At 58.7% G+C, this 13,943-nt stretch carries 16 protein-coding genes and 1 tRNA gene; 10 read left to right on the top strand and 7 right to left on the bottom strand.

The window, feature by feature from the left end:
• Nucleotides 1-6: 6 nt before the first annotated feature.
• From hisA to ACA049_RS01715, 5 genes are all read right to left on the bottom strand, one after another.
• Nucleotides 7-744 carry a 1-(5-phosphoribosyl)-5-[(5-phosphoribosylamino)methylideneamino]imidazole-4-carboxamide isomerase gene (gene hisA, locus ACA049_RS01735; RefSeq protein ID WP_497332651.1) on the bottom strand — a complete coding sequence of 246 codons (738 nt, stop codon included), beginning with the start codon at nucleotides 742-744 and terminating at the stop codon, nucleotides 7-9.
• A gap of 42 nt (nucleotides 745-786) precedes the next feature.
• On the bottom strand, nucleotides 787-1,044 hold the full coding sequence (locus ACA049_RS01730) for a DUF2164 domain-containing protein (protein WP_008024930.1): 258 nt from the start codon (nucleotides 1,042-1,044) through the stop codon (nucleotides 787-789).
• The gene (gene hisH, locus ACA049_RS01725) at nucleotides 1,045-1,683 is read right to left on the bottom strand and encodes an imidazole glycerol phosphate synthase subunit HisH (protein ID WP_090176778.1); all 639 of its coding nucleotides are present in this window, start codon (nucleotides 1,681-1,683) and stop codon (nucleotides 1,045-1,047) included.
• Nucleotides 1,683-2,276 carry an imidazoleglycerol-phosphate dehydratase HisB gene (gene hisB / locus ACA049_RS01720; RefSeq protein ID WP_003218037.1) on the bottom strand — a complete coding sequence of 198 codons (594 nt, stop codon included), beginning with the start codon at nucleotides 2,274-2,276 and terminating at the stop codon, nucleotides 1,683-1,685. The genes hisH and hisB overlap by 1 nt, the downstream gene beginning before the upstream one ends.
• A 247-nt stretch (nucleotides 2,277-2,523) precedes the next feature.
• Nucleotides 2,524-4,188 (bottom strand): OFA family MFS transporter, encoded by a 1,665-nt coding sequence (locus ACA049_RS01715; RefSeq protein ID WP_497332649.1) that lies wholly within the window; start codon nucleotides 4,186-4,188, stop codon nucleotides 2,524-2,526.
• A 224-nt stretch (nucleotides 4,189-4,412) separates the two neighbouring features.
• Between ACA049_RS01715 and ACA049_RS01710 the strand changes: the two genes are divergently transcribed.
• The 6 genes from ACA049_RS01710 to ACA049_RS01685 all read left to right on the top strand — a co-directional run bounded on the left by ACA049_RS01710 (nucleotide 4,413) and on the right by ACA049_RS01685 (nucleotide 9,433).
• On the top strand, nucleotides 4,413-4,817 hold the full coding sequence (locus ACA049_RS01710; protein WP_497332647.1) for an acetyl-CoA sensor PanZ family protein: 405 nt from the start codon (nucleotides 4,413-4,415) through the stop codon (nucleotides 4,815-4,817).
• A gap of 78 nt (nucleotides 4,818-4,895) precedes the next feature.
• Nucleotides 4,896-7,127: an AsmA family protein gene (locus ACA049_RS01705; RefSeq protein WP_497332645.1), complete on the top strand. Its 2,232-nt coding sequence runs from the start codon at nucleotides 4,896-4,898 to the stop codon at nucleotides 7,125-7,127.
• The gene (mutY, locus tag ACA049_RS01700) at nucleotides 7,124-8,191 is read left to right on the top strand and encodes an A/G-specific adenine glycosylase (RefSeq protein ID WP_497332643.1); all 1,068 of its coding nucleotides are present in this window, start codon (nucleotides 7,124-7,126) and stop codon (nucleotides 8,189-8,191) included. The genes ACA049_RS01705 and mutY overlap by 4 nt, the downstream gene beginning before the upstream one ends.
• The gene (locus ACA049_RS01695) at nucleotides 8,188-8,460 is read left to right on the top strand and encodes an oxidative damage protection protein (RefSeq protein WP_497332641.1); all 273 of its coding nucleotides are present in this window, start codon (nucleotides 8,188-8,190) and stop codon (nucleotides 8,458-8,460) included. The genes mutY and ACA049_RS01695 overlap by 4 nt, the downstream gene beginning before the upstream one ends.
• Nucleotides 8,461-8,563: 103 nt before the next feature.
• Nucleotides 8,564-8,639, top strand: a tRNA-Phe gene (locus ACA049_RS01690).
• Between the two features lie 332 nt (nucleotides 8,640-8,971).
• Nucleotides 8,972-9,433 (top strand): DUF4234 domain-containing protein, encoded by a 462-nt coding sequence (locus ACA049_RS01685; protein ID WP_438661569.1) that lies wholly within the window; start codon nucleotides 8,972-8,974, stop codon nucleotides 9,431-9,433.
• A 38-nt stretch (nucleotides 9,434-9,471) separates the two neighbouring features.
• Here the strand turns inward: ACA049_RS01685 and ACA049_RS01680 are convergent, their stop codons facing one another.
• Nucleotides 9,472-9,921 (bottom strand): carboxypeptidase regulatory-like domain-containing protein, encoded by a 450-nt coding sequence (locus ACA049_RS01680; protein WP_497332639.1) that lies wholly within the window; start codon nucleotides 9,919-9,921, stop codon nucleotides 9,472-9,474.
• Nucleotides 9,922-10,183: 262 nt separating this feature from the next.
• Between ACA049_RS01680 and ACA049_RS01675 the strand changes: the two genes are divergently transcribed.
• From ACA049_RS01675 to ACA049_RS01660, 4 genes are all read left to right on the top strand, one after another.
• Nucleotides 10,184-11,239 carry a PDDEXK nuclease domain-containing protein gene (locus ACA049_RS01675; RefSeq protein ID WP_497332637.1) on the top strand — a complete coding sequence of 352 codons (1,056 nt, stop codon included), beginning with the start codon at nucleotides 10,184-10,186 and terminating at the stop codon, nucleotides 11,237-11,239.
• A 72-nt stretch (nucleotides 11,240-11,311) separates the two neighbouring features.
• Nucleotides 11,312-12,286 (top strand): alpha/beta hydrolase family protein, encoded by a 975-nt coding sequence (locus ACA049_RS01670; RefSeq protein ID WP_497332635.1) that lies wholly within the window; start codon nucleotides 11,312-11,314, stop codon nucleotides 12,284-12,286.
• 37 nt (nucleotides 12,287-12,323) lie between these two features.
• Nucleotides 12,324-12,740, top strand: a complete 417-nt coding sequence (locus ACA049_RS01665) for a hypothetical protein (protein WP_497332633.1) — start codon at nucleotides 12,324-12,326, stop codon at nucleotides 12,738-12,740.
• A 6-nt stretch (nucleotides 12,741-12,746) separates the two neighbouring features.
• Nucleotides 12,747-13,199, top strand: a complete 453-nt coding sequence (locus ACA049_RS01660; protein ID WP_219093285.1) for a hypothetical protein — start codon at nucleotides 12,747-12,749, stop codon at nucleotides 13,197-13,199.
• Nucleotides 13,200-13,279: 80 nt separating this feature from the next.
• Here ACA049_RS01660 and ACA049_RS01655 read toward each other — a convergent pair whose 3' ends face one another.
• On the bottom strand, nucleotides 13,280-13,606 hold the full coding sequence (locus tag ACA049_RS01655) for a hypothetical protein (RefSeq protein ID WP_497314988.1): 327 nt from the start codon (nucleotides 13,604-13,606) through the stop codon (nucleotides 13,280-13,282).
• Nucleotides 13,607-13,943 lie beyond the last annotated feature (337 nt).

The following is a 13,943-nucleotide window of genomic DNA, read 5'->3' as shown; positions in this document are numbered from 1 at the left end:
CAGTCCTCAGCCTTTGTACGAATCGCAGAAAGCTTGCGCTTCAGCAACGTCGAGAGTGCCTTCGTAGATCGCCCGGCCAGTGATGGCGCCGATGATGCCTGGCGACTTGGCGTCGAGCAGCGACTTGATGTCACCGAGGTTGTGAATACCGCCGGAAGCGATGACCGGAATGCGCGTGGCAGCGGCCAGCGCAGCGGTGAACGGAACGTTGCAGCCCTGCATCATGCCGTCTTTGGCGATGTCGGTATAAACGATCGCGGACACGCCGTCGGCTTCGAATTGCTTGGCCAGGTCGATCACCTGAATGGTGCTGATTTCAGCCCAGCCGTCGGTGGCGACGAAACCGTCTTTGGCATCCAGGCCGACGATCACTTTGCCCGGGAAGGCGCGGCAGGCTTCAGCGACGAAGGCCGGGTCTTTCACGGCTTTGGTGCCGATGATGACGTAACTCACGCCCGCTTTGACGTAGTGTTCGATGGTTTCCAGGGAACGGATACCGCCACCGATCTGGATCGGCAGGTTCGGGTAGCGCTTGGCAATGGCGGTGACCACTTCGCCGTTGACCGGCTGGCCTTCGAAGGCGCCGTTCAGGTCGACCAGATGCAGACGGCGGCAACCGCCCTCCACCCACTTGGCAGCCATGCTCACCGGGTCATCGGAGAACACCGTGGAATCTTCCATGCGGCCCTGGCGCAGACGAACACAGGCACCGTCTTTAAGATCGATAGCGGGAATAATCAGCATCTGGCAAACCTTCAAATTCGAGTGTTCAGCTTCGCTCGGAAATCAGTTTTTCTCGAGCGCCCACAAGTCGCTTTCGATGCTTTCGAACCTCTCTTTGAGGTGCGTCTGCACATCGAAAATCGCCCTGTTGTAATAGTGCGGCGCAATTTCACGGGTAAACAGCTCAAGGATTTCAGCCGCTTCGAACGAACCCAGGTCCAGTTCGAAGCGATCTTCCATAAAGCGTTTGATCTTGTGATTGGCCTCGTTCTCCTGCTCGGGAGTGAGGGTCAGGATCGGTGGCTTCTTCTTGACGGCCATTTACCAGCGACCGTCCCACGCGGCGAAGTTCTGCAGCAATTGCAGGCCATGGGTATGGCTTTTCTCCGGGTGGAACTGCACGGCGAAACGCGAGCCATCGGCCAGCGCCGCGGCGAAATCGACACCGTAGTGACCGCCACCCACCACTTGCCGGGCATTGCCGGCAGCGATGTAGTAGCTGTGCACGAAGTAGAAACGCGCCAGGTCCGGAATGTTGTGCCACAGCGGGTGACTCACCGTCTGCTTCACTTCGTTCCAGCCCATGTGCGGGACTTTCAGGTGTTCGCCGTCTTCATGCAGGTCTTTGCCGAAGAACTTCACCGCGCCCGGGAACAGGCCGATGCAGTCGACGCCGTCGTTCTCTTCACTGCTGTCGAGCAAGGCTTGCATGCCGACGCAGATGCCGAGGAACGGACGATCCTGGCTGACTTCGCGCACCAGCGAGTCGAAGCCCAGGCGACGGATCTCCGCCATGCAATCGCGAATCGCGCCGACGCCGGGGAAAACCACCCGGTCGGCTTCGCGAATCACATCGGCATCGCTGGTGATCAGGACCTTGCCGGCACCGACGTGCTCGAGGGCCTTGGCCACCGAGTGCAGGTTGCCCATGCCGTAATCGATAACCGCGACCGTCTGCATTACAGAACGCCTTTGGTCGACGGCATCTGACCGGCCATGCGGTCATCGAGCTCTACGGCCATGCGCAGGGCGCGGCCGAAAGCCTTGAACACGGTTTCGATCTGGTGGTGGGTGTTGGTGCCACGCAGGTTGTCGATGTGCAGGCTGACCAGCGCATGGTTGACGAAGCCCTGGAAGAATTCCTGGAACAGGTCAACGTCGAAGCCGCCAACGGTGGCGCGGGTATAGGGAACATGCATCTGCAGGCCAGGACGGCCGGAGAAGTCGATCACTACGCGCGACAGCGCTTCATCGAGCGGCACGTAGGCGTGGCCGTAGCGACGGATGCCTTTTTTGTCGCCGATGGCTTTGGCGAAGGCCTGACCCAGGGTGATACCGACGTCTTCCACGGTGTGGTGGTCGTCGATATGCAGGTCGCCCTTGCTGACAATATCCAGGTCGATCAGCCCGTGACGGGCGATCTGGTCCAGCATGTGCTCAAGAAAAGGAACACCGATATCAAATCGGGCCTTTCCGGTGCCATCCAGGTTGATCGAGGCTTTGATCTGGGTTTCCAGAGTGTCGCGCTCGACTGACGCCTTACGTTCGGCCATCACCAGCTCCGCAAAATCATTGGGCGAAAAAGGCAGCCATTATAGGGGCGCGGGCGCGAAACAGAAACACGGGAGGTGATATGACTGACGGAGTGAGCCCGACAGTGCCGGGGTTGTACCTGTAATGACATGTAGGAGCGAGGCTTGCCCGCGAAGACGGTGTACCTGATACACCGCGTCACGTTCTTCGCGAGCAAGCTTCGCTCCTACAGGAAACGGTGCGCCCGACGGGTCGGGCGCGAGATCATCAGTGGAACAGGACTGCCGTCTTCTGCAAGGTCACCCAAACACCCCACGCCAACGGAATACCCACCACCAGCCACGCTGCAACCGCCAACGGCTTGGTGCCCGCAGCCGCTTTCCACTCCAGCACGGTGCTGGCATCAGCACCCTTGTCGTGGCCCAGCGCCTGTTCGGCGGCCAGTTCAGCGTCGGTCATGAAGTATTTGTCGGCCACCGGGCGAACCATCAGGTTGCACAGGAAACCCAGCACCAGCAGGCCTGCGAGGATGTACAGAGTGATGTCGTAAGCCGCGGCGCGTTCAACGCCGATGCTCAGCTGATACTCACGCAGGTAGTTCACCAACACCGGACCCAACACCCCCGCCGCCGCCCAAGCCGTCAGCAGACGACCGTGGATCGCGCCGACCATTTGCGTACCGAACAGGTCCGCCAGGTAAGCCGGCACGGTTGCAAAACCACCGCCGTACATCGACAGGATGATGCAGAACGCCGCCACGAACAGCGCAACGTTGCCCAAGTGACCGAGGTTCGGGATCAGCGCGTACAGCGCGAAACCGAGGGCGAAGAACACGAAATAGGTGTTTTTACGGCCCAGGTAATCCGAGAACGAAGCCCAGAAGAACCGTCCACCGATATTGAACAGGCTCAGCAAACCGGTGAAACCGGCAGCGATGGCAGCAATCGACGCCAATTGCGCGGCGTCGAGCTGACCAAACGTCTGATCAGTGCCAAGCAATTTGCCCGCGAAGACTTCCTGCAACAGCGGCGAAGCCATGCCCAGGATGCCAATACCCGCCGACACATTCAGGCACAGCACCAGCCATACCAGACGGAATTGCGGAGTTTTCCACGCCACATTCACGTGGACGTGACGATGAGTGATCATCGCGTTCGAGGCTTTCTTCGCCGGAGCAGTCCAGCCTTCAGGCTTCCAGCCGGTTGGCGGCACGCGGTAGGACAGTGCGCCACCGATCATGAACACGAAGTAGATCGCGGCCATCACCAGGAAGCTCTGCCATACGCCGACGCTCTCTGCCGAAGCGAAGTGCCCCATCAAGGCTGCGGCCAGCGGAGCACCGACCATCGCACCACCACCGAAGCCCATGATTGCCATGCCGGTCGCCATGCCGCGCTTGTCCGGGAACCACTTGATCAGGGTCGACACCGGCGAGATGTAACCCAGGCCCAAGCCAATACCGCCAATGACCCCGGAGCCGATCCACATCAACCAGATCTGGTGGGTATAGACCCCCAGCGCTGAAATCAGCAGGCCACCACACCAGCACAAAGCCGATACGACGCCGGCCTTGCGCGGCCCGGCGTGTTCCAGCCAGCCACCCCAGATCGCTGCCGAGCAGCCGAGGAAGATGAAGAACAGGGTGTAGATCCAGCCGAGCATCGAGATCGGCCAGTCACATTGCGACGAGAAAACTTGCGAGATGAAGCTCATGTCCGGCGCGCAGGCCACTGCCTTGGTCACGCCCAGGGCTTTGGACAGCGGCAGCCAGAACACCGAGAAGCCATAGGCCATGCCGATGCAGAGGTGGATGGCCAAAGCGGCCGGTGGTACCAGCCAACGGTTGAAACCGGGCTTGGCGATGATGCGTTCCTTGGACAGGAACCCGGGCTGATCGGCTTTGAGGCCGTCCGCCGTGATGCTCGTGGTCATTGTGTATCCCCCAATTATTAGTATGGTTCGCCAGCCACTCTTCACCCCCAGCCTTATGCGCACGCACGACTGTCTTTTGCAGGGTGAAGCTCCATTTTGGTGCGACATCACGTCGCAGAAGGACGGACGAACTGGCAGAGGTTACCATCTGTACGTGACAGAAAAACCAAAGTGACATCACCTTTATGTAAGTCGTCCGTTCTCGTACCACTGAAGGAACCGCCATGCCGATCATTGTCGAGCCGCTGAACGAAGCCACTTATCAGGATCAGCAAGACCTGCAAAAGATTTACCGCGACGCCCCGGACTGGCTGTTCGCCCCGTTTTCCGGGGATGTGCAGTTGATCGAAGGCTGCCTGGGCGACGGTTCGCTGATCGCCGGACGCTTCAATGATCGACTGCTCGGCGCCGCTCGTTTGCAACGGCACCCCGACGTTTGGCACTTGTCCCAACTTTGCGTACGAAAAATTACCCGTCGCCGTGGCGTGGCAGAACGCCTGGTGAACGAAGCGCAGAAAATGGCGTCGCAATCGGGCGCGACATTGCGCCTGCTGGCGCCTGCCGGGCATCTGGAAGCACAGGCCCTGGCCGCCAAGCTGAAAGTGCCGCTGGATGTGTTGCCGGCGTGATCGCTGACCGGTCGTCCGCTTCGGAGCGCTATACTCCCCGGCTAAATTTCGAATTCGACTAACTACAAGGACTCGCCCATGAAAGCGTTCGGCAAAATCCTGGGTCTGGTGCTTCTCGGGCTGTTGCTGATCATTGTGGCGCTGGGCTTTGCCCTGACCCACCTCTTCGATCCCAACGACTATAAAGACGAGATCCGCCAGATTGCCCGCGACAAGGCCCACATCGAGCTGACGCTCAATGGCGATATCGGCTGGAGCCTGTTCCCGTGGCTTGGCCTGGAATTGCACGAAGCCAGTGTCGCGACCCTGGCCAAGCCCACCGAGCCGTTCGCCGACTTGCAGATGCTGGGCCTGTCCGTGCGCGTGCTGCCGCTGCTGCGCCGCGAAGTGCAGATGAGTGACGTGCGTGTCGAAGGCCTGAACTTGCGCCTGAACCGTGACAAAGACGGTCACGGTAATTGGGAAGATATCGGCAAGGTCCCGACGCCAGCCAACCCGGCCACGCCACCCGCCACGCCTGGCGAACCGGCTCCTGCGCCAGACACCACCGTCCAGGCGGAAAAACCGGCCCAGCCGATTCGCCTGGACATCGACAGCCTGACCGTCAACAACGCCCGCGTTGAATACAACGACGAGAAGACCGGCAAGCAGTTCAGCGCCGAAAGCATTCAATTGAGTACCGGCCCGGTCCACGACTCGACCAACATTCCGGTCAAACTCACCGCGTTCCTCGGCACCAATCAGCCGGTTTTGCGTGTACGCACAGAGATCAATGGCGAGCTGCGTTTCGAACGCGCCTTGCAGCGTTACAAATTCGAAGACATGAAACTCTCCGGTGAAGTCGCCGGCGATCCGCTGCAAGGCAAGACCATGACCTTCGCCGCCCAAGGCCAGTTGTTGCTGGATAAAGCCGCGAATGTCGCCGAATGGACCGGCATCAAGATCTCCGCCAACCAATTGCGCGCACTGGGCGAACTGAAGGTCAACGACCTCGACAAGACGCCGCAAATCAGCGGCGGCATTTCCATCGCCCAGTTCGACCTGGCGAAATTCGTCGACAGCATCGGCCAGAAACTTCCGGCCATGGCCGAAGGCAGCCTGAGCAAGGTCGAGCTGGTCAGCCGTCTGGCGGGTACACCTGCGAGCCTTTCACTCGACAACATCAACCTGAAAGTCGACGACAGCAGCTTCAGCGGCCGCATCGCCATCGAGGATTTCGCCAAGCAATCGTTGCGCGCAATCCTCAAGGCCGACACGTTCAACGTCGACCGTTACCTGCCGCCGAAATCCGCCGAAGCCAACAGCGCGACGCAAGTGCGTCAGGCCGAAGTCGCCAGCACCGAGGCCGATGCCATGGCGGGCGCCGGCAGCACGCCGTTGCCCGCCGCACCGACCAAAACCGCGTGGAGCACTGAACGCCTGTTGCCGGTAGAACGCTTGAGAAAACTCGACGTGGACGCCGACCTGACCTTCGGCCAGTTGACCCTCGATAAACTGCCGATCCAGAACGCAGCACTCAAGGCCACCGGCCAGGGCGGCTTGCTGACTCTTGAGAACCTGCGCGGTGACCTGTACGGCGGCAACTTCGAAGCCAAGGGCACTCTGGACGTGCGCCAGGAAGCGCCGGCGCTGAACATGCAGACCCGCATCACCAAAGTGCCTGTGGAAAAAATCCTCGAAAGCCAAGGGAAGAATCCTCCGGTCAAAGGTCTGGTGACGCTCAACAGTGCGCTGACCGGCAGCGGCAATAGCCAGCAAGCGCTGATCGAAACGTTGAATGGCAATGCCAGCTTCGTCATCAACAACGGCGTGCTGCTCAATGCCAACCTCGAACAGCAATTGTGCAAAGGCATCGCCACCCTCAACCGCAAATCCCTCAGCGGCGAGCCACGGGGCAAGGACACACCGTTCCAGGAACTCAACGGCAACCTGACCTTCCGTAACGGCGTGGCCAGCAACCCGGACCTGAAAGTGCGCATCCCGGGCATGACCGTGAAGGGTGACGGCGACGTCGACCTGCGGGTGCTGGGCATGGATTACCGCGTCGGCGTGATCGTCGAAGGCGACAAGAGCGACATGCCGGACCCGGCCTGCCAGGTCGGCGAGAAGTTCGTCGGCATCGAGTGGCCGCTGCGCTGCCGTGGCCCGCTGGAACTGGGTGCCAAGGCCTGCCGCCTCGATAATGAACGCATGGGTCAGGTCGCGAGCAAGCTGGCGGGCGAACGGATCAGCGAGAAAATCGACGAAAAGCTTGGCGACAAGGTCAGTCCTGAACTGAAAAACGCGCTGAAGGGGCTGTTCAAGCGATGAGAGCCGAGCAGTTTTCATCAGCGGTGCTGGACTGGTACGACCGCCACGGCCGCCACGATTTGCCTTGGCAACAAGGCATCACGCCGTATCGTGTGTGGGTCTCGGAAATCATGCTGCAGCAAACCCAGGTCAGCACCGTGCTGAATTACTTCGACCGGTTCATGGCCTCGCTGCCGACGGTCGAGGCCCTGGCCGCCGCGCCGGAAGACGAAGTGCTGCACCTGTGGACCGGCCTCGGCTACTACACCCGTGCGCGCAATTTGCAGAAGACCGCGAAGATTGTCGTGGCCGAGTACGGCGGCGAGTTTCCGCGGGATGTTGAAAAGCTTGTCGAGTTGCCGGGCATCGGCCTGTCTACCGCTGGCGCCATCGCCAGCCTGAGCATGGGCCTACGTGCGCCAATCCTCGATGGCAACGTCAAACGGGTCCTGGCGCGCTTTACTGCGCAAGAGGGTTATCCGGGCGAGCCAAAGGTCGCCAAACAGCTGTGGGCGAACGCTGAGCGCTTCACGCCGCATGATCGGGTCAACGCCTACACCCAGGCGATGATGGATCTGGGCGCCACACTTTGCACTCGTAGCAAACCGAGCTGCCTGCTGTGTCCGCTGGAAAAAGGCTGCGAAGCGCACATGCTCGGCCTGGAAACCCGCTACCCGATTCCCAAGCCGCGCAAAACCGTGCCACAGAAGCGCACGCTGATGCCGATGCTCGCCAACGGCGAAGGCGCGATTCTGCTTTACCGCCGGCCCTCCACGGGCTTGTGGGGCGGTCTCTGGAGCCTGCCGGAACTCGATGACCTCGACGACCTGCAACATCTGGCCACGCAGCACTCGCTGGAACTGGGCAGCCAACAAGCGCTGCCGAGCCTGGTCCACACCTTCAGCCACTTCCAGTTGTCCATCGAACCCTGGCTGGTTCAGGTCCAGGAGGCCGGCCATCACGTGGCCGAGGCCGACTGGCTCTGGTATAACCTCGCCACCCCGCCGCGCCTGGGCCTTGCCGCCCCGGTCAAAACCTTGCTCGAACGCGCGGCCGCCGTATTGAACGCAGGAGAGTCGTCATGACCCGCACCATCATGTGCCGCAAGTACAAAGAAGAATTACCCGCCCTGGAGAAAGCCCCATTCCCGGGCGCCAAAGGTCAGGACATTTTTGACCACGTCTCGGCCAAGGCCTGGGCCGACTGGCAGAAACACCAGACCCTGCTGATCAACGAAAAACGCCTGAACATGATGAACGCCGAAGACCGCAAATACCTTCAGGGCGAGATGGACAAGTACTTCTCCGGCGAGGAATACGCGCAGGCTGAAGGCTACGTTCCGCCCGCTGAATAATCCCGTTTTATCGGGGGTCGGAACGTAAGCGACGGTAATAGTTAAATTTTTTTTGAAAACTTGCTTGACGACCCCCTGAAAAACCCGTTTAATGCGCCCCGTTGCCCAGATAGCTCAGTCGGTAGAGCAGGGGATTGAAAATCCCCGTGTCGGCGGTTCGATTCCGTCTCTGGGCACCAAATACCGAAAACCCTGAATCGCAAGATTCAGGGTTTTTTTATGCCTGCGATTTGATAACAACAGTTCAGCGCAGCACAGATACCGGAAAAACAATCACTCTTTAGTACGCTGGCTCGGTGATGGCACCATGCTATGATTTTGCCCGTGCATGGAATAAAGCCAACTGATCCCGATGCCCCCGCATCCGAATCAGTCGATACAGGATAGAGACAGCGCAAGGAGTGCGTGCTTTTCACCCCTCCCCGCAAAACACTGCCCTTCCCTGTTCGACGACACGAAGCCAGCCTTCCAGGCACGCTCCCTTCTCGATAGCCCTGAACATGGAACAGTTATGTCCGACATCAATGAACTGAAAGACAAGATCAACACCAAAACCTTGAACATGGTCCTGCTGTCGATTGCGACCGCCGGGATCTACTTGCTGTTGTGGTTGTACAAGAGCAACCAGAAGATCAACGAAACCACGAAAATCAAAGTGGTCGACGACACTTACATTATCTGGGTCGCCGTCTGCCTTGGCTGGAGCGGCGCGTTGTCGAACCTGGGCGACGTGTTGTTCGACTCGCTTTCCGGCATTCTGCTGATCGCATTGAACGCGCTGTACATCGTGTGGGCCTTCAAGGCAAAGAACGCGCTGTCGGAATACGCCCTCAACGAGCACAAAATCGACCTGCGCATGAACGGGTTCTATACCTTCTTCCTGAACATTTTTTACGTGAATTACTGCATCAACGACTTGCCTGAAGAGCAGCGTAAACAACTGATTCTGCGCGGCCAGACGACGCAAGCCTGATCAACTGGGCGAGGGGCAGTCTCGACGGACTGCCACCGTCACTCGTCACCCTTCCAGTTGAACACCAGATTACGCACGCCAGCGCTGCCGACATCTGTCGTGTCGCGCTTTGCCTCACCATTACGGGTGGCGACCACGGTGTACTTGCCAGCCGGTAACTGGACATAAACCAAAGGCCCTGCCTGACTGAGTGTCAGCACTGACTGACCTTGAGCACTCTGGATAACCAGTTCCACATCCGGTACATATTTGCCCTCCGCTCCAATGGAGAAGGTCATGTGCAGGTTGTAGCCGGTCGTTTGCTGGATGGCCTTCGCTTCATCCTCGCCAATACCGCCGGACAAATAGGTAATCCCGTTCTGTTCCTGCCGCTGGATCTGCACGCCTGAGCTGTCGATAGGCTCGAGGCTGGCGGCCCCTGTCATGGCGGAAAACATCAGCACACCGACGGTGGCGATGGGCAACATGAGGGAATGGATGGACTTCATGATGGTGACTCCCGGGCTCCACAGAACCCAATCTTTACTCCTTTTAGATTTCTCGCTGATTGCTCAAGTTTTAGATTGATTGGGACTTGAGCTCACTGCGAATCGGACTACACGCTGTATTCCTCAAGCACGCATTCCAGTCGGATTGCTCCTGCAAAACGAATCCGGTATTTCCTGCGGATTTCCCGGCTTCGCCCGGCATCGCTGCCCTGCCCTCTCTTGCCATCCTCTTTCGCCTGATCCTCCAGCCGCGGAAGACTTCATGCGCATCGTCAAAACCGAAAACACTCAAGACCCACAACTCGCCTCTCTGGTGGGAAACCTTGGGGAATTGATACGTCAGGCACGCCAGAAGGTGTTGCGAGCGGTCGATACCGTTCAGGTGCAAACCTGCTGGCAGATTGGTAGGCATATTGTCGAGTTTGAGCAGGAAGGGGCTCGGCGGGCGGCATACGGCAAGCGCTTGCTTCCAACACTGGCCAAAACTCTTACTACGCAATTTGGAAAAGGTTTTGATGAACGCAACCTGCGCTATATGCGGGACTTTTATCAGACCTTTCCAATTTGGGACGCAGTGCGTTCCGAATTGAGCTGGACCCACTACCGCAGGCTACTGCGTGTCGATAATGAACACGCCCGTCACTGGTACATGAACGAATCTGCCATACAAAACTGGTCATCCCGCGCCCTGGAACGCCAGATCAACACCCTGTACTACGAACGTTTGTTAGCAAGTCGCGACCGCCCCGCCGTCAAACAGGAAGCCGCAACCAACATCCAGAAAATGAACGCACACCCTAGAGATTTCATCAGGGATCCGGTAATGCTGGAATTTCTGGGCCTGCCCGACGCTGGCCTGACCCAGGAAACCGATCTCGAACAAGCACTGATCCAGCAGCTTCAAGCCTTCCTGCTTGAACTGGGCAAAGGCTTTGCCTTCATCGCCCGCCAACAACGCATCAGCACCGACAGCAAAGACTTCTACATCGACCTGGTGTTCTACAACTATCTGCTCAAATGCTTCGTTATCTTCGATCTAAAGCGCGGCGAACTGACCCACCAGGATGTCGGCCAGATGGACATGTACGTGCGGATGTACGACGACCTCAAACGCGGACCGGAAGACGGCCCTACCGTCGGCATCATTCTCTGCGCGCAAAAAGATGAGTCGGTGGTGCGCTATTCAGTACTGGAAGGAAATGAGCAACTGTTCGCCAGCAAGTACAAGCTAGTGCTGCCGAGCGAAGAGGAACTGCGTGCAGAACTGGATCGAGAACGGGCGGCAATCGAGGAGCGACTGCTTGATCTGACCCCCTGATAAATACGGGCTGATTGTTCACAGGCGGTGTGAGGACTATCGTTGGCAACTACCCGCAAAGGTCCAAAGCCGATGAATTTGCAGGACATGCCTTCACTGGCGCCGACTCAAATCGAATTGCCGCTGACCGCCGACACCGCTGGCGAACCGTTCAAGGAGCCCGCCGCAGACGGCTTCATCCTCGGCGGCTTCACTTGGCGGCACGCCTCTCAAGACGTCGCGCGCCCAGTCGTCATCATCAACGCGGCCACCTCGGTTCGTTGCCGGCATTATTCGCGCTTCGCCGACTACCTGTTTGCCAACGATTTCGATGTCATCACCTATGACTACCGTGGCATCGGCGAGTCGCGCCCAACGTCGTTGAAAGGGTTGGAGGCGTCATGGTCCGATTGGGGCGTGCTGGATTTCGAGGCGATGCTCAAGCGCGCTCAGCGCGAATTCCCCGACCAGCCCATCGACGTGGTCGGCCACAGCTTTGGAGGCTGTGCAGCGGGCCTGGGAGCGTCCGGGCAATTGATTCGGCACTTGGTGACGGTCGGTGCGCAATTTGCGTACTGGCGCGACTATGCGCCCGCCCATCGCTGGCGGATGTTCGGCAAGTGGCATGTGGTGATGCCGTTGATGACCCTGCTTTACGGCTACTTCCCCGGCAAACGCCTCGGCTGGCTGGAGGACACGCCTGCCGGCGTGGTTCGCGACTGGAGTACGCCCACTGCGTGCTACGAAACGCGGCCCAGTGGTCGTGTCATGCACGCAAAAACCGGCCAGCTTCCATTTGCATCAGTCACCGCAAAAACCCTGGCCATCAGCATCAGCGATGATCCTTACGGTACGATCGCCGCCATTGAACGCCTGCTCGGCTACTTCACCAACAGCACAAACACCCACCTGCGAATCGCCCCGCAAGACATCGGCGAAGAAGAAGTCGGACATTTCGCCTTTTTTCGCAGCGCATACCAAGCCACACTATGGCCCATTGCATTGTCCTGGTTGCAGACCGGCGAACTGGCCCCCGACACCCCCGGGCGGCGAGTGCCACGCAACTGATCGACTCGCCCTCTCATCGAATGACGGAAATTCACCCATGGCATCCGCCAACAAGCAGAACAAACGCGCCTCCCGCGCCAAAGCCAAGGCCAAGCAGAACCGCACCCAGCGGGCCGCCGCGCCGGTCGAGCTGGACCCGAACGACGATCGCATCGATTTTGAATCGGTTGACCTCACCGAACTGTTCAAAGAAATGATCGATGCCGAAAAAATCAGCCAACAAGCCATGTGTGCAGCCTTCCTCGAACACCCGCTGCTCGCACTGGTGCTGGAGCAGGAAGGCGAAGAAACAGCTACAGACTTCATCATTGGCGCGCTGATCGAGTATCGCCAATGGTCCACCGAAGTCGACGAAGCCGGCGCCTTGGCCTGGATCGAGTCCCCAGCCTTCCAGGTTGATTACGTGGCGGCTTCCGAAGCCATCGCAGCCCAAAACCAACAGAAACCGAACTGAGTTCCCATGGCATCCCTGAACAAGCAGCAAAAACGCGCCAAGCGCGCCAAGATCAAAGCCAAGCAAATCAACATCCACGGCCGCAAACCCGCCGCACTGGACGATGACCTGGGTGAAATCGGCGAGCCGATCCCGGAATACACCCTGGCGATGTTCAGCAAAATGCGCGACGCGGAAGCCATCAGCCGTGGCGACATGCTGAAGATCCTGCTGTCGGATCTCGCAGGGATCATCAGCGACCATCCAGAACTGCTGGACATGGAAAACGCCGACAACGAAGCCATGGCCGCCACTCACCTGGCCGCCGACATGCTGATCGACTACCGCATGTGGACCGATGGCATGGACCGCGATGCCGCACAGGCCTGGCTGACCGATCCGCAGTTCATCACTGATTTTGGCGACGCGCTGGACAGCTATCGTCAGTCGTTGGATGCGCAGGAAGAAAAGAGCGAATAAACACTCGCCCTTGAAAGCAAAAACGGCCGCTTGTCATCACTGACAGCGGCCGTTTTTTTTTCAAACCTGACAAACAGCAATCAGGCAGCAACACCTTCCAGACGCGGAATTTCAATACCGATCTTGGCGCTGGCATAGCTCAGATCGCCTTTGGCGATGGACTGAGCCTTGTAACCGGCACCGATCAGGTCCTGCACGTACAGCTTGTTGTAGATGAACATGAACACAAGGTTGCTGAGGCTGAACGTGAAGCAAGCCACCACGAACATAATCGCAGCCCACTTGAAATCACCACGGAACAAGGCCGGGAAAAAGCCAAAGAAAAACACGGTCCACGAGAAGCCGATTGGCGCTTCTTTCATGGCACCGGTGTTAGGGTTTTTGAACACAACCGATGTAAACGCCATGCCTGACTCCTTGATGCCCCAATGGGTTGGCTGAATGGCCGGGCTAGCTCCATGCAGCTCGTTTAAACGCAAGCACACGCAAATGCATCTGTGACTCGCGTCAGATGAGGGAGCAGGCAAGAAAGGGTCGGGGGCTTTTAGCCAGGAAGGCTGGGGGCGTCGAACAATCCGTGTCCTGAATCTCCATCGCATCCCGCAACAGCGAGATACACATTCGGCGAGAAGGCTACTATCTGGCCATCATCCTGTCCATCAGATAGCCGCTCGTAATTCACTTGAATGAAAGCAAAAACGACCGCGATCATTTCTGATGGCGGTCGTTTCTGTGCTTCAACAG

This window comes from Pseudomonas sp. LBUM1662 (assembly GCF_059695915.1).
Note: the sequence above shows the minus strand (reverse complement) of the source record. Positions and strands in the feature narration are given on the sequence as shown.